We start from the raw sequence: 19633 nt of genomic DNA, 5'->3' as shown, positions 1-19633 counted from the left end.
ATTTCACAAACGCAACTGTGGTTTCGTCAGTTGCGTTTGTCAGGTTTTAACGTTCTCAACCAGTTCTTTCGAAGCTCACGGACGTGACTTTGCGACACGTTGAAGCGCTTCGCCAATTCCGAACTGACGGACCGGGCCATCAAATCTTCCCCATTGCGCAACTTGCGCTTGAACGCGTCCAGAATCTTGTTTTTCTGGGCGTAGGCGAGCCGCTTTTGTTGAGCCGGACCAATCCGCTCGCGCGCCCGCTCCTTGGCGTGCTGCTGACGTGCTCGCTCTTCCGCGCGCGCGGTCGCAACACGGAATGCGTCAGCATTCTCAATTTCCTTGACCTGCGTCTGCAGTTCGTCGATCTGCTGGCGCAAAGCGGTCGCCATATCGCGACGCGCAAATTGAACAACAGCCCGAAGCATCTCACTGTTGAACAATGGGTGCCGAATCAAATCGTCCACAGAATGCAGATGGTTGGCGTCAATGCATCGCACGATCAGACCCGCCAGTATCTCCGTTGCCTCTTCGGTGGAAGCGCTCGCAGGCAACAGATCGGGGAGGCGATCGAGCCGCTCGTGTCCAGCATCATCGGTGTTCGACTGTGCTGCACGGTGCCGCTCGGCGACATATGCGTCAGAACGGAGATGCTGCTTGAGAGACGTACGGCGCTTTTGCTGAAACGGCCTGGACTTGGGCGATGCGGAATACGGACGAGCGTTGTTCTTGTCGAGCAATGAGGCACCCTTCTGTGCGGTCTCCTTCGGAAGGTGTCAAGCCAGCCGGTGAAGGAATCCGGGATTCGGGTGGCCGCCCTAGGCTTGACCCCAATATTTTCTCAACAAATCCAGTAAGGTACCAGTAATAAATGGTGCCGGATGAGGGCGAGGTGTGAACCCGCCCTTTGACATCGCTAACAATTCTCACCGTGTGCCTTTGAGGGGCTTTGTGGTATACGTCTGAGCTTATCGCAGCATGTCGGGACGGGCACGAGCATCGCCCCCTGCCTTGCTGGCGCATTCCAGGGCGCACGGGCGGCCCAGTGGCATTCGCGCTCGGATCGACGGATAAGAAACAATGCAGAATACGGCACAAGCCCTGAGAGAACTTGCGCTAGGGCCGCAGCACAACCGGCAGGTGCAGATAGCCTTTCCGGACGATAACGCGCCCTACAAAATCCTACTGCCGAACGCATTCGAGGCGGTCGAAGCGCTATCGAAGGATTTCGCGTACAAGATCGAAATCCTGTCGGACAACGACCACCTTGCGCCAAAGGATTTCATCGGCAAGCGCGTGACGGTCAGTCTGTTGCGTGGCGACGGCAGTCAGCGGTATTTCAACGGCCACATCTTCGCATTCCGGCATGTTCGCACGGACGGCGGCTGGGTGTTCTACGAGGCGCACGTCGGTCCTTGGCTACGCTATCTGAAGTATGGCAAGCACAATCGTTTGTTCCTCGATCAGAACCTGCACGACCAGACGGCGACAGTTTTTCAGGACTACGGCGTGTTGCCAGAATGGGCGTGGCGGGTCGGCGAAGCCGATCCGCGCATGACGATGGCCTGCCAGTTCGACGAAGACGACCACAATTACGTTCATCGACGCTGGGAACACGCTGGTTATTTGTACTGGTACGAGCACACGGCCACGTCGCACAAGCTGACCGTCTCTGATCCGACGCGTCCCGCGCCAGCGATCGACGGCAGGGGGCACGAAATCCGCTTCCACAATGGCATGGGCGCGGAGGAATCGGACAGCGTTCTGAGCTGGTCCCCGTTCCAGCAGACCACTTCGACGCATGCGGAACTGTCACGTTTCGACTTCAAGAGCCCGACGCCGACCCACGTTCAAACGAGTCTGTTGAACCCCGAAGCCGCGCTGCCGCAGCTTGAATGGAACGAGTACGCCGGTGCGTACGGCTATCGGAACATGGAGCACGGCTATCAGGTCGCAAACCGCCGGATGGAGGAAATCGAAGCGACGATCAAGCGCTTCGACGCGAAGGGCAACAATCGCTTCGTGCAGCCGGGCCGCTGGTTCCGGCTGACGGACCGTTATGGCTCGGCGCTGAGCCGCGATCAGAGCGACGACGAATACCTGATCATCGCGGTTCGGCATGTGGCGACCAACAACTATTTGCAGGACACAGGGGTACTGGCGGAATACCGCAATGAGTTCACGTGCGTACCCAGGGCAACCGCCTGGCGGCCCGGGCGCGGCTTCAACAGCGTCGACACGAAGATTCTCGCGCCGCAGACGGCGATCGTCGTCGGCCAGTCCGGCACAAGCATTCACACCGACGAACACGGCCGCGTGCTGGTTCAGTTCCATTGGGATCGCGACGGCAAGTATTCGACGTGGGTGCGGGTCGCAAGCGGCTGGGCTGGCGGCGGCCAGGGGATGGCGGCACTGCCGCGGATCGGTTCGGAAGTCATCGTGCAATGGCTCGACGGCAATCCGGACCACCCGATCATTACGGGCCGCGTGATGAACGCGCGCAACGTCCCGTCGTGGAAGCTGCCGGACGAGAATGCGCTAATGGGCATTCGCAGCCGGGAGCTGAACGGTGCGGACGGCAACGCGTCGTCAGGTCGCAGCAATCATCTAATTTTCGACGATACGGCGAACGCGATTCAGGTGCAACTTCGATCCGACCATGCGGCAAGCCAGCTCTCGCTCGGCAAGATCAAGCGAATCGAGGATTGGCAGGGGCGCAAGGATGCCCGTGGCGAGGGCTTCGAGCTGCGTACGGATGAGGTCGGCGCGATCCGCACCGGCAAGGGCATGGTGATCAGCACGGAGGTGCGTCCCGCCGCGCAGGGGCATCTCTCGGATATCGGAGAGCCGGCATCACGCCTGACTAAAGCGCAAACGTTACACGGGCAACTTGGCAAGCTCGCGCAGCACTATCAGGCACAGGACAACGGAGGGGACCAGACGCCGATTGCCGACGCGCTGAAATCGCAGGTGGATGGTATCCAGGGCGCGGGTGCGACGGGCAGCAGTGACAAGGGCGAATTCCCTGAACTCAATGAAGCGCATCTGCTGTTGGCCGGCGCGGCCGGCATCGCGGTCACGACGCCTGCGACGGCGCACGTCACGGGCGGGCAGCACGTAGCGGTCACGGCCGGCGAAAGCATGTCGGTCGCGACAGGCAAATCGTTCTTCGCGAGCGTATCGGACAAGTTCTCACTGTTCGTGCACAAGATGGGCATGAAGCTTATCGCGGCGAGCGGCAAGGTGCAGGTGCATGCAGAAAACGACGAGCTGGAACTGCTGGCGAAGAAGGTCCTGTCGATCATTAGCACGACGGACTGGATCAACATCACGGCCAAGCAGGGTATCCGCTTGACGGCCGGCAACAGCCAGCTCGAAGTCAGCGCAAAAGGCATCGTCGGTTACACGCCTGGCGAAAACAAGATTCATGCGGGCAGCCACGATACGGTGGGCCCGCAGAGCATGCCGGCGCAGTTCCCTGGATCGGACTTGTGCTCGCAATTGGCTGACGGTGCCGCACAAACCGGTCAAGCGTCGATCGCGCTCGCCTGATGGACGGCCGAATGAAAACGCCCACGCCTCCGATGCAGGCTGTACCAGATCATCAGGAACTGATGACGACCGGATTCCTGCTGGTGGAACCTGCGACCCTCGCGCACGTGCCTGATCTAGCCGCGCTCGACATGCGTGCCTGCACGCCACGCGTGCTGGCCCATCGCGAAGAACTGATGCCGAGGTTGATCGACCTCGCCGCGCTCGATCTGAAGGGGCGACGGATCGCGACCGAACGATGGCAAGAGGAACCGGAGGTTGAACGACCGCCCGCGATTTGCGCGTGGATCGACAGCGCCGCGGATGTCGATGCGCTCGCCGAACACATCGCGCGGTATCTGGTGGGGCCTGGCGAGGGCGGCCAGCCAGTGTTCTGGCGGTACTACGATCCGCGTGTCTTGAGCCTCACGCTTGCGGAGTTCGATCCGACCCAGCGGCTGGCCCTCTTGGGACCCGTCCACGAATGGTGCTTCGCTTGGGCCGGCCATCGCTGGCGCAGCGCCGGCCTAGGTGCCGATATCGTGCCGCCGGACGATCAACAGTCTGGCTGGCCGCGCCCGGACCAGTGGCCACGCATCAACCGCAGCGAGATTGCCGACCAGATTCGCCGGCGGCTGCCGGCACTGTCGGTCGATCAGGCAGCGCAGTTACCGGCTGCACTCGATCAGGTCTTGTGCTCGGCGGGCGGACAGGACGCGATGACCACCGATGCGCTCGTCGACGATGCGGTTAAACGTATGCAGCACGCTTTCCTGACCGAATAAAGGCTGTCACTTCATATCATGAAATTCCGAGGATCAACCCATGCCGACCACTAAAGGCTGTCCGCTTTGCGATCGCCAGTCGCTGCTGATCTATCCCGTCCGATACGCGATCGCGTGCCCGCGTGGCGCGTCCAAAGCGCCGGCCCTGTCCGGCAATTTTCGGATCGACGCGCGCGCCCCTCAGGCCGTTGCCACCGCCAAGTACACGCTGCGCGCATTGCGCCCTGGCTATCTATACACGTACGACGAGAAACGGAAGAAGCTGGCCGCCTATATGGTTCTCGACGACGGGATCATGTGGAATTTCCCCCCGGACGTGACGCCGCCGCCAGGTGACGCGGAGAGCGCGCTTACCCAAGGCTGCGCGATGAACGGAGACTTGGCTTTCGAATCCTTTGGCCGTTGCGTGAGTGTCGAGCACACGCCCGGAAGTGACGAAGCGACCAACCTCTGGATTGGCTGGTCGAACGTGCGATGGACCAAGGACCTCGTACACAACAAAATCAATGATGCTGCTTGGCGCAAGCAGCATATGCAGTGCATCAACGTTCCCGCGATGCTGGCTGGGGGGGCGACCGATACGGGCGAATTTCAAGCCACCCAGAGCAAGATCGCGCATTTCGCGATGGACGCTCAGGCGATGAAGGCTGCGTTCGGTTTTAGCAACCGCGTTCCCAGAGACGAGATTCGTCTGCGTCAGCGGAACGTCGCCAAACGGATCGGCGATGCGATGCTCGAATCGCCGAACAAGAAGGGTTTCGTTATCGCGGTTAACGATCCCGTCGGCCTTACCAATGACCTCGCCGAACTGACCGTCCCCAACCTGAACAACGGTTTCGACGAGCAGGTGTACTGGAAGTGGATGTCGGCGCAGCTGCTTGAGCGGGCTGAACAAGGTATTCGCGCCAACGCCAAGGCATTGACTGGACTGTCTTACGAGATGTCGCAGACGGCTCAAAGAGTAAATGACGTCAATTCACGCATTGGAAATTACAACGCTCCACCTATGGCAGACTTTGCCGGCCTTTACCGTCTTGTTAAGGGGGTATTCCGGACCGGTAGTTTTGAACAGGCGGCGAAGGAAGAAGATGCAAGGATGGCCAACGTTCCCGCAACGGTAGAGGCCTCGGCCAACGATGCATGGGAAGAGGCGTCGACCAAGGTTGGGTCGGATGGCAGGCGGACCAGTGTACTGGATGAGGAAGCCCTCAAACGCTTCCCACAGGAGTATCAACAAGCACTCGATGCCTTCAAGCCAAAATGGCAGCCATTGGTACAGGCACATGCTGATTGGCTCAAGTCGCAAATGCTCGCCGAATGGATGGCGGGCGTCCATGATCCGCAGGACCTTCGGAGCGGCTACGCGTACAGTGAGTCGTGCGCACAGGTGATCGGCTCGGCGGTCGGCACCGAGCCCTGCAAGAAAGTGCTCGACGAGTGGTTGAGTGGTCAAGCTTCAAATATCCGCAATCTGTACGTGCGTGCCCTGATGTTCAATCAGGACGCGATGCTAAAGGCTGCGGATGCGCAGGTGCACGGTTCTGATATTCAGTACGAAAACTTCCTGAACCTCTACAAGGAAGCGTTCAAGAAGATCGAGAATCTCGGCAACGCGGCCAACCTGCGGGATCGGCTTATTGTGACGACCGCCAACCACGTCGTTGGCGTACTTACGAAAACTACCCGCGGTGTCGCACTCGGTTTCGTGACGATTCGTTTGGCGATGCAGGCTGGTGTTCGGCTCAAACCATCACAAGTCAGCAAGCTTGCAATTCGTGATTGGGCTCTGCAGCAGGCCCGAGAACTGGGTGTCAAACTGGATGGCAACCGGACTGAACAGCGCGCGTCGGCAACACAGGTTGGGAAGCAGGTCATGAGGACGGCGCCACCGAGCGATCCGAATATCGTCGCCTATGAGATGGATGTCGATGCTCTCGTCAAGGACGGAAAGTTGGAGGCCAGCGCGATCAAGGCTGTCAAGGTTCCGGGTGTTGATACTGCCAAGAAGTGGCTCGGTTCGGCCCGGGAATTCAATCTCGGCGTCGTAACGGTGATTTTCCAGATGGCAACACTCACCTTTGCGGCCAAAGATTGGGCGGGTAGTGATCAGTTCAGTCAAGGCGAAACCGGTTTAAAGGCAGTCGGTGCTGTTGTTTCGATCCTAGGGACCGTCATAGAAACTGCATCGGAAACCGTGGTGAAAGCGCCGGCTCATCCTTTGTCGGCGTTCCTCATGAAGCAGTGGGCCGGTGCCAGTGAATGGGCTGAAGTCGGGGCGAAGGTCGGTCGCGGTCTTGGCGCGATCGCTGGCATCGTGTTGGCTGGGTTTGACCTAATCAAAAATGCCCCAGAGGCATATCGCAACAAAGAAACCAAGCTTTGGGTTCTCTACAATGTGAGTGGTGCTCTCGGGGTATACGTTGCCGCCGCCGCGTTCTTCGGTTGGCCACTTTTCTGGCCGGCGCTGATTTTGTCGATTCTGGTGGGAATAGCGATCGCGATTTTTAAGGCGTCCGCTCTCAAGGATTGGGTCTCGCGTTGCAAATTCAGCACGGGGGAACACTACGACTCGCTTGAGGCAGAGCTCAAAGCATTTAGCTCGGCGGCGGGAGACTGACGCATGGACGAGCGCGTCATGAAAAAGTGTATCGGCAAGCCGGTACCGGAGTGGGATCTAGCGCATCGCTTGCTGATCAATCGATTTCTCGGTCCGGACGTTCAGGATTTCGGGTCAACGTTCAGCATTAACTCGACCTTCATGGACGTGATTGAGCCGTCCTTTCTAGAAAAACAATGGTTTGTTACTGGCGTGTTTGTCGTGTTTCTGGCCGCCTTATATGGGCCATATCTGTATAGCTATACTCACACTGGCGACGCTTCCGCTTCTGACTTGTTTATAGCGGACCTGATGGCTCTGTCATTCGTAGTGGTGTTTGGCGGAATCGCATGGAAGCTTGGGCGCGGCCTGTTCTTTGGTCTGCGTTATCGCCCGATCCGCTTTCATCGTGAAGCCCGCAAGCTTTTTGCGATTCGCGCTCGCCGCTTCTTCGCGAAGTCCGGCAAGGGTGATGTCGTTTGGGAAGCACCGTGGACGGAAGATTCGATCTTTTGTTTGCACCGCGAGAACACGTCCTTCGGCACGATCTTCCACATTCGGCACTATACGGTTGACGACCACGGCAATGTCATGAGTGTGTTCTCGATCGGTCGGGAATGGACCGGCAAGCGGCAGGTCGAAATGGCACTAGCGCAATGGAACTACTGGTGCGCATACATGAACGACGGCCCTAACGGTTTGCCCAAGCCGATGCTGTTTCACACGCAGCGCGAGACTCCGCGTGAGTCGTTCCTGTTCTCGCTGTATAGCTTCGGGATGCGTGCGCCGGTCTTCATTCGCATGCTGATGATGCCGCTGATTCTGGTTTTCACCGTCATGCGAATCCTTGCGAATGCAACGTGCCGCGATCCCGTCTGGCCTGCCGCAATCGAGCAAATCTCCGTGATCGCTCCCGACGATCTTTACGCGGAACCCCGCTCCGGAACACCTGTCGGATGGGGCGATACCGTGCTGGCCCAACAGCGCGGCGAGTACCCGAATGATCCGAAAGCACGGGTCGAAGACTGGGGGGGAGAACCCGATGGCAGAATGTATGCAGCGGCTTGGCTCGAAAATCCTGGTGCCAACATGATGCACGCGGCGGCCCGTAGCTAACGGTAATTGATGACGAGGGTTTCCGGCATGATAGAAAGGCGAATCGTAGCGACGCTAGCCACCGCGCTTGCATTGTTCGTCGGATGTACGCCCAGTGCGTCGGCAAAAGAATTCGATGCTGCGGAAAAAGCGGTTCGGGCAGCACTGTCCGATGACCAGGACATCGAGTTTTTCGACTTATACGAAAGCACTCCCGATTTGCATGGAATAAGTCAAACGCCGAACTACAAGCGCACGTTCATTTGTGGATACGCCACCTACAAAAAGCAGGATGGAAAACCAGTTCGAGTGCGCTTTATCTATGTGGCCCATTCGGATGATCCGTCTCTCGCCGACTATGGCCCGCTTAACTTGGAGAAGCCCGAGTTGAATTACGGGATTCGTGATGACGGCAGTGGCGGCCGGTACGCGACCGCGTTCGAATTCTCCGGATGGAACCGAGTTTGCGCCAATGCTCAGCATCCGAAAACTTATAGCGGAGTCGCTCCGAAGAGCGACGGGTGACCTGACCGATCAGGTCTCGCTTGTTCAACAGCATGACAATGCAAACGATGCGGAAAGGATCATGAAGGATGAAAACGGGCGCGGCGTGATCCGCCTGAACGACAAGACGACGCACGGCGGCCACGTGATCACCGCAAGCGACGATCTGAAAGCGCAGGGAATTCCCGTCGCGCTCGAAGGGCACCTGACCGAATGTCCGAAGTGCGGCGGGCAGTTCAGGATCATTCCGCAAAGCAGCACTCGAAATCATCACGGTACACCGGTCGCCTTCCACGACGATCTGACGGAGTGCGGGGCGCGACTGATTTCGTCGCTTGAATAGAGGTATCGCGCATGAGCGGTTCGGTAGGCCGGGCGGAGAAAGTAACTTTGACGGGGGCATCGCCTCGCAACACCGTCTTGATATCCGATGCTCAACGTGAAGCGCTGCGTGCCGACATCCGTCAGCGGCTGGTTACTGCGTTGATGCACTCGGGCGATGCCGTCACCGATCCCAAGCTCGCTCGCTTACCCGGACCGATTCGCTATCGGGTCACAGGCGCGCTCGCCGCGTGGGACGCGCTAAGGGCCGCAACAGACCGTGTGGCGTCGCCGACGCTAACCGAAATGCTGCGCTCGCATGGCATCCTGCGTCTGACTCGCTATTTCGATCGCTTCACGCGGGACCTCCTGCCGCACGGCGCGGACGGCCGCTCGACCGATGCACTCGCCGGGGTCGCTCAATACAGCGCCGTGTGGCTCGCGTTCGAGGTACGAAAAGGGGCTTTTTACGAGCCGACCCCTCCGCTGCACCGCCTGCTTGACGCCGCCTATATCGCGGAGGATGTGCCGATCGGCATGCTGAAGATGCCGACCGATACGCTATGCATCATTCCCGAACCCACCCGCTGGAAACAAGCTGGCGACATTGAGGCGATTGCGATATTCAAGAATGACCGGTCGATCGGATTTGCGACATGGCTAATGGCCGGCGGTCCTGACGACGGTGCTACGATGGATTCGATTACGCTGCCGCTGGAAGACCCCGACAAGACGATCCGTGAATTGGTGGACGACTTGTTCCAGCGGCCCGCAGCTGACGGAATGCCCGATCCGCCTGACGCACAGCAGTTCTGGCGCGAGGCCTTGGACTATGCGATCAAGATGTTGTTGTACCTCAACGCGCGCGACGCGCAGGTGGTCCATGATCGCGCTTATTCAAACGCGCCGCGCCACTTTCCGGGGCTCGGCAAGCGTAAGCGCACGGAACGGCTCGCCGAAATCGAACAGCTCTACGATCGACACGTCGTCGGCCCCGCGATTCTCGACGCCGAGGCGGCCGGATCAGTCCCATCGGACAGCGCGCAGCGCGAAGTAAGCGGCCACTGGCGGCGGCCGCACTTCCGGATGCAGCCATACGGCCCGCAAGCGTCATTGCGCAAACTTATCTTCGTCGGCCCAACGCTCGTTCGTCCCGACCGACTGGGGCTGTAGCCGAATGGATCACCTGTTGTCGCGTTACGAATACGGACTCGGGTTGTTCGTGCGTGCACTGGGCGATTTCGCTATCCGATACCCAAAGACCGCCGCCTGGCTCGGCATCCAGAGCGGGCGGACTGACGATCCGCAAGTGACGCGTCAGATTCAGACCTTTTCGTCTCTTGCAGCGCGCTTCGTCCGAAGCGGGTCGAAGACTACCCCGAATTCACCAAGGCGCTGCTAGAGGTTGTCCGGTCCGCACTATCCGCGAACCGCGCCATCGTGTGTGATTGCACGATTCGAACCACGGGCGATCGTCGGTCATCCACTTCGCCAAGCGTAACGATGGACGCCAGCACGTGACGGCCGCCAGATTACGCCCGAGATAGACTGTCCGAAACCGATCCCTTTCGGACATCCCCTTTCCGATCTGTCCGAAAGTAAGGGTTGAAGTATTTTGGACAGGCATTTATATTCGGACATCTATTTCGTACAGATTGGGTGCCCGATATGTCCCGAACCTTCGCTTATGCCCGCGTCAGTACGTCCGACCAGACCACCACGAACCAGTTACGCGAGATCGAGGCGGCCGGCTTCTCGGTCGACAAGCGCCGCGTCGTGTCGGAAAGCATCTCAGGGAGCGTGAGCGCCGATCAGCGGCCGGGCTTCGCAAAGTTACTTGATCGGATGGAAGAAGGCGATGTGTTGATCGTGACGAAGCTCGATCGGCTCGGCCGCAATGCAATGTGTCAAACGCATTTGAAATCTGAGCCACTTCGCGCCTGATCGCGCAAAGTAAAACTGAGCCAGTCGTTACTTCTTCGATGTCGGGACGTGCCCGGCTTTGCGTTGCTGTTTCAGTCTGTAGCTGTCTCCTTTGATCTGGATGATGTGGGCATGGTGGAGGATGCGGTCGAGCATCGCTGCAGTGAGGGTGGTGTTGCCGCCGAAGGTTTCGTCCCACTGCGCAAACGGCAGGTTGCTGGTCAGGATCATCGAGCCACGCTCGTAGCGCTTGGCGACGATCTGGAAGAAGTGACTGGCCTGATCGCCCGAGAGCGGTAGATAGCCGATCTCATCGACGATGAGCAGCCTCGGGCCGAGAATGTTGTGCCGAAGAACGGCGTCGTATCGCTCCTGTCGGCGTGCAGCCTCGAGCTGTAACATCAGATCCGCCGCCGTGATGAACTTCGTCTTGATGCCGGCCTGCGTCGCTGCATATCCGATGGCGATCGCGAGGTGCGTCTTGCCCACGCCCGACGGACCAAGCAACACGGCGTTCTCGCCTCGCTCGATGAAGCGTAGCGTGGCAAGCTCGTCGATTGCCTCGCGTGGGACCCCGACGGCGAAGCTGTAGTCGTAGTCATCCAGTGTCTTGATGGCGGGAAACCCGGCCATGCGCACCAGTGTTTGCCGCGAACGAACTTGCCTCGTCTCTCGTTCGTGCGCGAGCGCGTTCTCGAGGAAGTCGAGGAAACTCCATTGCTTGGCCGCCGCGTCGCTGGCCAGAGCGACGTATCGGTGCATGAGTCCCTCGAGCTTCAGGCTTTGGCAGTGCCCGTCGATGCGTTCCTGCTGCAAGTTCATGCGCGCACCTCGGTCAGTAATTGCTGGTAGACGGACAACGGGTGCTGGATCGACATCGCGGGATCAACGCGCGGCCGAGCGACGGCGCGAGCCGGCAATCGGGGCAATGTGTAGCCAGGCATATCGAGCAAGCAAGCCCGTTCTCGTTGCTCCAACAGAATCGCGGGTGCCTGCCCGGTAACCGGATGCACGCGCTGGTTGGCCACGTCGCGCAGCCATTTACTCACCTCGACGTTCGCAGTCGCGGCATCGAGCATCAAGCCGGATTGTTTAAGCTGGCTTGCCAGCGGCACATAGAAATTGCCGCGCAGATAGCGGTGGAATCGCTCGACCTTGCCCTTGGTCTGCGCGCGGTACGGTTGGCACAATCTGGGCAGGAAGCCGTACCGCTTGGCCAGATCGAGCAGGCCGGCGTGCCAGCGATGTTGGCCGTCGCCATAAGCATCGCGTTCGACAACGATGGTCTTGGCGTTGTCGTAAAGGATCTCGCGAGGAATGCCACCCAAGGCTTCGAACAGCGCATGATGACAGGCAACCAGCGTCTCGGCGCGTTCATCGGTGGTGAAGCGTGCCCAGCGCCAACGACTGAAGCCGAGCGTGGCGGTGAAGGCGTAAAGCGGGTTGGTGCCTCGTCGGAAGACAACGAAATCGCACTGCATCTGCCGGCCGGGCTCGGTCTCGAACCTTACGACTGGATCGGGCTTCGGCATGGGCTTATGCGTGTTCATGAAAGCCTGCAGGCTTCGCAGTTGGCCCTCGTAGCCGCGCGCCCGCAACTCGCGCAGCAGCGCCGGCGCTGCGATGATCTCCGGTGCTGCGGCCCTCATGCGCTCGATGATGTACGCCTCGAACGCTCCGAGCTTGGTTGGCCGCGGTTCACGCGGCTTGTAGCGCGGCACTTCCTCAGCCGACAGGTACCGCGCCACCGTGTTGCGAGAAATGCCCAGGCGCCGCGCGATCTCGCGCTCCGATACGCCTTGGGCTTTGAGCACATGGATTTGCATCCACTGTTCCTTCTGGAGCATCGCCAGCCTTTGCGCGCAAAAGGCTGACTGTACTGAAAGGTGGCTTAGATTTACTTCGCGCGAAGTGGCTCATTATTACTTTGCGCCCAACACAATGGACGTGCGGGCCACGGTCGAGGGTTTGGCCGAACGCGGTATCCGGGTGCATTGTCTCGCCTTGGGCGGCGTCGATCTGACGAGCGCGGCCGGCCGGATGACGATGCAGGTGTTGAACGCGGTGGCCGAGTTCGAACGCGATCTGCTGATCGAGCGAACGCATGCCGGCATCGCTCGCGCTAAGGCGGAAGGCAAGGCGATGGGGCGGCCGTCCGCCCTGTCGGACGAACAACGGGCGGACGTGCTGCGCGAGCTGGACGCGGGGGCGAGCGTGGCCGCGCTTGCCCGACAATTCGGCACAAGCCGTCAGACGATCATGCGGGTGCGCGACGCGGCGTAAGTCCCGCATCGCTCAAATTCACTTTTCGGTAGCCGTGACAGTCCGAGGCCGCAATTTGCATCGGAACGGTGCTATCACTTCCTAGAACTCATATTTCTCTTTGCGCTGGATGAAGGCATCGCGCCCGCCTTCTAGAATGCTAGCCACCTGATCTCGGATCACAGGCACGTCAATCGAGCCTTGCGCTTCCAGTCCGAGACACCCATGGTTTTCAGCAGCCGTAAACACTCCGATCCATTCGGCGTCTCCAAACACGGGAATGTTGGCGTTGTGTGTCGCGAACACGAATTGCCGACTCGTCTTGGCCTCCCTCAGTTCGGTGACGATCCGGTCCGCGATGAAAGCGTTGTCCAGATTGTCCTCCGGCTGATCCATGAGAAGCGGGTCGACGTTTTCCAAAAGCAACATGTGCAGAATTGCTGTGCACTGCTGGCCTGTCGAGAGTTTGTTGAGCGGACGAAACACCGGATCTGCTTGGCCATGCGCGACATTCAAGAAAATGTCCACGCGGTGCTCCAACTCCAACGCCTCCAGCTCCATGAGCTGGGTGGATTGGAGCTTGGTGAGAGCATCGGCCACCATCTGCGTGACCCCCCAATCTAGTTGAACGTGGGCCGCCCCTTTTTGAATCGACTGGGCGAACGACAACGGACTGATCGTCTCCGCTTCATGAACAAATGAGAGCCGCTTTTCACCGACACCGTCCAGCTTGCATCCCAGAAGGAACGTCATCAGCGGAGTGCGGTCGGCTTCCGGTACGATTTCCACCTTGAGCTTGCCTTCAAGCCGCTTGCTCAGCTTCTTCGCGGCCTTCTGCAAGGCGCGTATGCGTTGTCCTCGCAAATCTGATAATTCGGCCAACAGATTGCGTCGCTCCTGTCGCAAGGCGTCGAGCTGAGACTCATGGGCAGCTACTCGCGATTTCATCGGCTTGATGCGCTCGATCTCGATCATAAGGCGCTGGTAGGCCGCACCGACCTCCTGCCCGCTCTTTCCAGCAGTTGCAGGCAACGTCCTAAGCGCCTTTTCCAACACGGCATCATGCTCCTTAACGGCCTGCTGCCACGCCTCCTGGTGGGTGGCGAACTGTTCCGCACCGTCATCCAACAGGGCCTGCATAGCTGCCAGATGGGTTGTAAGGCCGTGCTTAATCCCATCTAGTGTCGTGCGCATAGCAAGTAGCTGAGCTGCGTCTGGCAACCCATCGAGCGCTTCGTCGTTGATGAAGGCGAGGTCGGGCAAGCTGTCACGAAGGTTGGCAATCGCGTCTCGAAAGCTCTGCACGCTCTCGCTTGCAGTCTTGGCAATCTCACGCTCACGAGCAAGCAACGAAGTATTGGCCAGCTTCTCTTTGATCCCCAGCTCGTCAAACCCGCGTAGCTGTTCTTCCAGCTTCGGCAGGCGCTCAACCTGCGCTTTCAGCTCGTCGAGATCGGTCAAGGATTTCGCGAGCGTCTGCTGGTTCTCCTTCAAGCGCCGGTGCACATCTGCGCTCTTGGCCTCGTAGCCCCCATCTTGAGGAAGGAAGCGATCCAGCAATTGCACCCGGCTGGTTTCATCTTGAGCCAACTCGTAAATCTCGTTCTGGCCATAGATGTCGACGCCCGGCAGCAAATCGCGTGGTAGTAGGGTGGAGACATTGTCGTCCATGTCCCGCACCATCGGCGGCTCGCCGTAACGGCGGGAGATGGCGTACTGCTTGCCGTTCTGAGCAGATGACACCACTGTAAGCTCAACTCGACCGGCTGATCGACCAAGGTTCTCCTTGATGATGTCTTGGTGGAGCTTTTGGGCCTGCTTGCCTTTGGGCGGAAAGTCCAAGGCGTAGCGCAAGCATTCGAGCAAGGTCGATTTCCCCGTTCCGCGTCCACCGATGACAGTGTTGAGATGATCGGAAAAATCCACCCGGACACCATCAAGGTAGCCACCGACCACCGTCATGCGAATAACCTTGCCAATTGGGCTTTGGGCCCTTTGGGAATTGAGGCGGACTCGCGATCCCGGATCGAGGAATGCGACCTTGAACGCAGCGAAATTGGGCCGCGTCATCTTGATGAGACAAGTGGCGCCAGGCTGCTGCAAGTCCTCGGGCTTGGCGACATCTTTGGCATTGATGACAGCTACAGGCCGCTCGCGCCGGTAGGCATCATCCTTGTTCAGCAGCACCTTGCGGTAGAAATTGCCTTCCACCCCCGCCAAGTCGTCTATCGGTCCCGGAATCTGGGCAGCGCGCAACTTGGGAAGCTTCCACACATGGTTGAGCCGGTTCTTCAGGAGGCCACTGTCCGACGTGCAGTGCGCAGCATAGATGAAGCCTCCGAGTTGATCGACTTTCTCGATCAATTGCTCAGAACTTAATCGAGACGGCCGAACCCCATCTGTTGGGTCAAGAAGATCGAGGCTGCCAAGGTATCGTTCGAGTTGCTGTCCTGTCGTTTGCTCCGAAAACAGGCAGACATAATGGGTCTTGTCGTTCGACGAGATCTCGAAGCCGGGGAACACCACAATCCCATGCGGCTGTAGCACCTGACGCAAGGCATCGACACTGGCGACGCTACCATGATCGGCCAAGCCAACAACCGAGATATGTAGCTCAAGGCATTTTTGGAGCAATGCTTGGTTGTATCCATCTTCGCCCAGTCCGTGGTCGGCACCTCTGTAAGTTTCGTTGTAGCCGACAGGATTGACCTGTAATGCGCAGCGCCAAAATCTCGCGTAAGTGTATTGATCGCTCATATTCCCCCTGAATCTCTTGGCCAGGTGCGGCTAATCATGTTCGACCGTGGCCGCCGTATGACTACTTCCAACTCGCGAGCGACCACGGGATGATGCTGCTCTCGGTCAAGCGATCGCGACTTGCACACAGAACCGGTCTCTTACGTTGCTATCAATTACGTGCACCGAGGCTAGAATCGACTCTTCATGGATCGGGGCCTCGGCAACATCAGGCATAAATAATTATGGATGAAATAAACCGGAAGGAGGCTGCTGCTTCCTTGTTGACGGACATGGAAGCCGTTGCCGCCCGAATGCGCGAGCTGATTGTCGCCATGCCTCCGCATGATCTGCTTGGCTACATCTACGCCCAGCGCATGATCAAAGCGATGGCAGACCAAAGCGACACTCAGGATCAATACAAAGAGGACGGCCCGGATGATCTGATCAACGAGAATCAGTTTCTGTTGGAGTACGTGCACGCGGTTCTCGCGTCAGATGTCGCCCCTGCGGACTTGGCATTCGACGAAGCCAAGTGCGCCGAGCTATATGAACTTGGCCGCAAACTGCGACAGCAGGCCTTGTTTTTTGCCATGGCCACGTCCGCGGATACCAAAGACGGCGTTTTCGGTCCCGACACGGCTGACATTGAATTCCACGCGAAATCCACTTGGGTCACGCTACGCGGGAACCGCTACCAAGTCTTGGAAGGCGAGTTCTACCGCTACGTTCTGACGCCTCACAATGACGTCCTGAAAGAAGTGTACGGCGTTGAAGCCGCCGATATCGCAGAAGGTTTCCAGGCCATGGCCAACGCCACGCGTTCTGGGCATGCCGACGCTATCACGGTGATGATGAAGCAGTTTGAGGCTGCACAGGCCTTCGCTGCGACACAGGACCAACCTCTGGAAGACGTCATGCAGGCGTGGGTTGCGGCCAATGCTGAACAATCGAAAGACGCCGGGCGGGCGATGGATGACATGTTCCGGGGCGGCATCGCTAATGTGAGCCGTCACACGAAGCTGCCGCCGACGCTGTTGGCGGACCTAGCGTACCAGCGCGGAGAAGAAACCGAGTTTTTCGCAGCGGGCGATTTTGCGGGGACACCCTATCGGACACTGCCTGCCCGGAAGAAACCACTAATCCAGCTTGGATCGGACTACTATGCCGTCGACCCGTGCCTCGCCCGCGATGCGGGGTATCGTGCGCTTCTCTACAACCTCCTTCAGCGAAGACCTGACTACAAGAAGACCTTTGAAGGTCGGCAGAAGACAATGAGCGAAGCTGCCTTCGCCGACATTCTGGCCGCCCAGCTTCCCGACGCCACGGTTTTCCAGGAGGTCTACTACAAGGATCCTTCCAGCAAGCAGTGGTCCGAAAACGATACCCTCATCCTGGTCGACGACGTGTTGTTCTTGGTTGAAGCCAAGGCCGGTGCGGCTGCCACCATCGCATCGCCAGCGCTTGATTTCGGCCGCCACGCCCAGTCCGTACAGGACTTGGTGCTCAAGGCCTACAAGCAATGTGAGCGCTTCTTCAATTATCTGAACTCGTCGGACGAAGTACCTCTGTATCACTTGGTGGACGGTAAATACGAAGAGTGCGGCCGAGTCCGCCGCGCTGACTACCGCGTGATGGTACCGATCGGGCTGACGGTCGAGTCGTTCTCACCTTTTTCCACGTACTGTAAGGAGCTACCGCAGGTTGAGCCGTTGCTTGGACGGCATGCCTTTATCTCTCTCTCCATTGATGACCTGTTTGTCCTCAAGCGCTTCCTGCCCACACCGGGCGAGTTCGCCCACTACATGGAAGTGCGGCAGGCCGTGGCGGGGACGCGTCGCGCTCATTTATTTGACGAGCTCGACCACTTGGGCGCGTATCTGAAGAAGAACCGCTTCGATCAGGACATTGCCGATCAACTGAAGGACGGCAAGATGAACATGGTCATCTGGAGCGGCATGAGCGACATCGTCGACAAGAGTTTCGAGGGTGAGGACTGGGAAAGCCGGCCGTTTCCGACGCAAGACTTCCCGAAGGAGGTGCGGAAGCTGCTCGGAGCGCTTGACGGCACCCGAGCACGCGGATGGCTTTCAGCGGAGAGTCATATCCGAGACTTGGGAGAGGAGGGGCGGAGTAACCTAGCTAAGATGCTGTTCGACCTTCGCCAAACCCTGAACCAGCACCCCGCTCGTTACTTTGTTCTGTGCGGGGACGGTGAACCGCTCTTCGTCTGGCTTCAACAACACAACCACCAAGTTGATTGGGGCAAAGTGAATGACAAAGCCAGTGCCGCCGCTGTGGGCGTCAAGGCTTCTAATGTCGTTGGCATTGTGGCAGAGGCTAGTGCCGATGGAACCTACCATCGGGCGCAGTCATTCGTGGTCAACATACCGACTGAGCGAACGGAAGAAAACGCCCATATTTACGAAGACGCTACGCGAATGGCCCAACCTAAGCGGACAGTGAATTTCAACCAGCCGAAAAATGTCGTATCGCCTGCGAAGACCAAAAAGCTGGGGCGGAATGATCCGTGTCCGTGTGGCAGTGGCTTAAAGTACAAAAAATGCCATGGCCGTTAAGAGTGCGCCGGAGCTGCTGAGTGAGACCAGTTCGGGATTTCACATTATTTGCGCGGCGTTTAGCGTCTGCTTTCGACGAGCCAACGTTCGAAGTTTGGAGGATCGAGTGGTAGGTTTGTGTTGGTAAGTGCCCCCCACTGAAGCATGTTGCTCGTTGTTGCGTATGGTCGATCACAAGCCGCTCTCGGGTCTCCACATCAGGCAGTTTCGCCGCCCAGCTTCGGCGTCTTATGTAGCTCGACCCAGAAGTCGTTGAGTTGATCGTCTTGTACGTTGAACCGGCGCAACCAGCTTTCGGTTGCTACGACTGTGTTTAGCAGAGGTGCCGTACTGTCCAGTGTCCCGTCTTGCAGCGTATCGACGTCGTCCGCGATGATCGGCCGCAGTGCGCGATTCAGAATGACGTACGCGGCCGGCGGCGATACGGGTATGCCGGGGCCATTTGATACGCCGGACTGCGGGGCGACGCCGGCTTGAATGATTAAGCCTCCGTTGCCCAGTGGAATACGGGCGAACCAATCTGGCGGGAGTCCGAGTGCCGATGCGCCGCCGACAGCCGTGACTAAGTCCGCATCGAGCGCGTTGAGCCAGTCAACGGTCTTGATCTTCGTGTCGAGCTTTCGAACGGTCGAGCGCATTGGATCGCCGACATCGATGCCTGGCCCGAACCGGCGCGCGTAGAAATACTCGCTGGCTTCGTTCGGTCGCCGCCCCATTGGCGGCACGTTCACGGCTAGTCCTCCATGGCCGCTAACCGTCGGCAGCGCTTCAGCGAACGCGCGGAACATCGCTTCGAATACGCCGGGGCGGTGTGCGATAAATGCTCGTGGCACCGTGAAGGCCAGCCCGTCGAGCCCGCGTTTCCGTGCAGCCTTCTTTTCGCTAAGCGCGAACACCGTGAATTCATAGAACCCGGTCGCGAGCTTGTGCTCGGCGCTGGTCATCGCGACCGCAAGGGCCTCGTCGGCGGGGACGCTCGTCGCGAGACTTTCGAATCCCGGAGACTTGTCGTACTGGATCGGTTCTTCTCCCTCGGAATAGAACCAACGCAGCGGCCCGAACTTCGACGGCGTCTGGCCGGCCGCCACTTCGAGCGCGTGCTGATACTCATCAATCGCCGCGCTGTACTGCTTGAAGCAGCGCACCAGCGCTTGCCGAACCTCCGACGTGAAACCGTTGCGGAAGTAGAGCACGCCCCGCACCACAAGGGCGGCCCCTGTAATCCCTTTTTGGTGCGCGGGCTCGTAAAGTCCGAAAGGCATTGTGTCCGCACGGCGCGGATCTTTGGCCCAAGCTTCAATTTCGTCGTTCGTCAT

14 protein-coding genes and 2 pseudogenes are annotated in these 19633 nt (G+C 58.9%); 11 read left to right on the top strand and 5 right to left on the bottom strand.

What is annotated here, in order from left to right; genetic code table 11:
• Positions 1-26 precede the first annotated feature (26 nt).
• A complete protein-coding gene (locus AK36_RS32895) occupies positions 27-725 on the bottom strand; it encodes a DNA-binding protein (protein ID WP_131753408.1) in 699 nt (232 codons plus the stop codon).
• Between the two features lie 340 nt (positions 726-1065).
• Here AK36_RS32895 and AK36_RS11845 point away from each other — a divergent pair, with 340 nt between their 5' ends.
• The 9 genes and pseudogenes from AK36_RS11845 to AK36_RS11815 all read left to right on the top strand — a co-directional run.
• On the top strand, positions 1066-3537 hold the full coding sequence (locus tag AK36_RS11845; RefSeq protein WP_011883081.1) for a type VI secretion system Vgr family protein: 2472 nt from the start codon (positions 1066-1068) through the stop codon (positions 3535-3537).
• An 11-nt stretch (positions 3538-3548) separates the two neighbouring features.
• The gene (locus AK36_RS11840; RefSeq protein WP_224383370.1) at positions 3549-4301 is read left to right on the top strand and encodes a DUF4123 domain-containing protein; all 753 of its coding nucleotides are present in this window, start codon (positions 3549-3551) and stop codon (positions 4299-4301) included.
• A 40-nt stretch (positions 4302-4341) separates the two neighbouring features.
• Positions 4342-6918 carry a T6SS effector BTH_I2691 family protein gene (locus AK36_RS11835; RefSeq protein WP_045578577.1) on the top strand — a complete coding sequence of 859 codons (2577 nt, stop codon included), beginning with the start codon at positions 4342-4344 and terminating at the stop codon, positions 6916-6918.
• Between the two features lie 3 nt (positions 6919-6921).
• Positions 6922-8013, top strand: coding sequence for a DUF6708 domain-containing protein (locus AK36_RS11830; protein ID WP_011883084.1), 1092 nt, complete (start codon positions 6922-6924; stop codon positions 8011-8013).
• A 9-nt stretch (positions 8014-8022) separates the two neighbouring features.
• Positions 8023-8517 carry a hypothetical protein gene (locus AK36_RS32890; protein ID WP_131753409.1) on the top strand — a complete coding sequence of 165 codons (495 nt, stop codon included), beginning with the start codon at positions 8023-8025 and terminating at the stop codon, positions 8515-8517.
• A gap of 61 nt (positions 8518-8578) precedes the next feature.
• Positions 8579-8839: a PAAR domain-containing protein gene (locus tag AK36_RS11825; RefSeq protein WP_011883085.1), complete on the top strand. Its 261-nt coding sequence runs from the start codon at positions 8579-8581 to the stop codon at positions 8837-8839.
• Positions 8840-8850: 11 nt separating this feature from the next.
• A complete protein-coding gene (locus AK36_RS11820) occupies positions 8851-9990 on the top strand; it encodes an AcrVA2 family anti-CRISPR protein (RefSeq protein WP_011883086.1) in 1140 nt (379 codons plus the stop codon).
• Between the two features lie 4 nt (positions 9991-9994).
• On the top strand, positions 9995-10219 hold the full coding sequence (locus AK36_RS32885) for a type VI secretion system baseplate subunit TssF (RefSeq protein WP_011883087.1): 225 nt from the start codon (positions 9995-9997) through the stop codon (positions 10217-10219).
• 266 nt (positions 10220-10485) lie between these two features.
• Positions 10486-10722, top strand: a pseudogene (locus tag AK36_RS11815) (recombinase family protein); the annotation flags it as partial.
• Between the two features lie 66 nt (positions 10723-10788).
• On the opposite strand, the gene istB reads toward AK36_RS11815, so the two are convergent.
• Both istB and istA read right to left on the bottom strand, forming a co-directional pair.
• On the bottom strand, positions 10789-11562 hold the full coding sequence (istB, locus tag AK36_RS11810; RefSeq protein WP_011881749.1) for an IS21-like element ISBcen13 family helper ATPase IstB: 774 nt from the start codon (positions 11560-11562) through the stop codon (positions 10789-10791).
• Complete coding sequence (gene istA / locus AK36_RS11805) at positions 11559-12587, bottom strand: IS21 family transposase (RefSeq protein ID WP_045578576.1); 1029 nt, start codon at positions 12585-12587, stop codon at positions 11559-11561. The genes istB and istA overlap by 4 nt, the downstream gene beginning before the upstream one ends.
• Before the next feature lie 88 nt (positions 12588-12675).
• Here istA and AK36_RS11800 point away from each other — a divergent pair.
• Positions 12676-13023: pseudogene (locus AK36_RS11800) on the top strand (recombinase family protein); the annotation flags it as partial.
• A gap of 81 nt (positions 13024-13104) precedes the next feature.
• Here the strand turns inward: AK36_RS11800 and AK36_RS11795 are convergent.
• Positions 13105-15759 (bottom strand): TrlF family AAA-like ATPase, encoded by a 2655-nt coding sequence (locus AK36_RS11795; protein ID WP_045578575.1) that lies wholly within the window; start codon positions 15757-15759, stop codon positions 13105-13107.
• 272 nt (positions 15760-16031) lie between these two features.
• On the opposite strand from AK36_RS11795, the gene AK36_RS11790 reads away from it, so the two are divergent.
• Positions 16032-18317, top strand: a complete 2286-nt coding sequence (locus tag AK36_RS11790; RefSeq protein ID WP_224383371.1) for a YecA family protein — start codon at positions 16032-16034, stop codon at positions 18315-18317.
• A 197-nt stretch (positions 18318-18514) separates the two neighbouring features.
• Here AK36_RS11790 and AK36_RS11785 read toward each other — a convergent pair whose 3' ends face one another.
• Complete coding sequence (locus AK36_RS11785) at positions 18515-19633, bottom strand: DUF3396 domain-containing protein (RefSeq protein ID WP_045578573.1); 1119 nt, start codon at positions 19631-19633, stop codon at positions 18515-18517.

Source organism: Burkholderia vietnamiensis LMG 10929 (assembly GCF_000959445.1).
Taxonomy (GTDB): domain Bacteria; phylum Pseudomonadota; class Gammaproteobacteria; order Burkholderiales; family Burkholderiaceae; genus Burkholderia; species Burkholderia vietnamiensis.
Note: the sequence above shows the minus strand (reverse complement) of the source record. Positions and strands in the feature narration are given on the sequence as shown.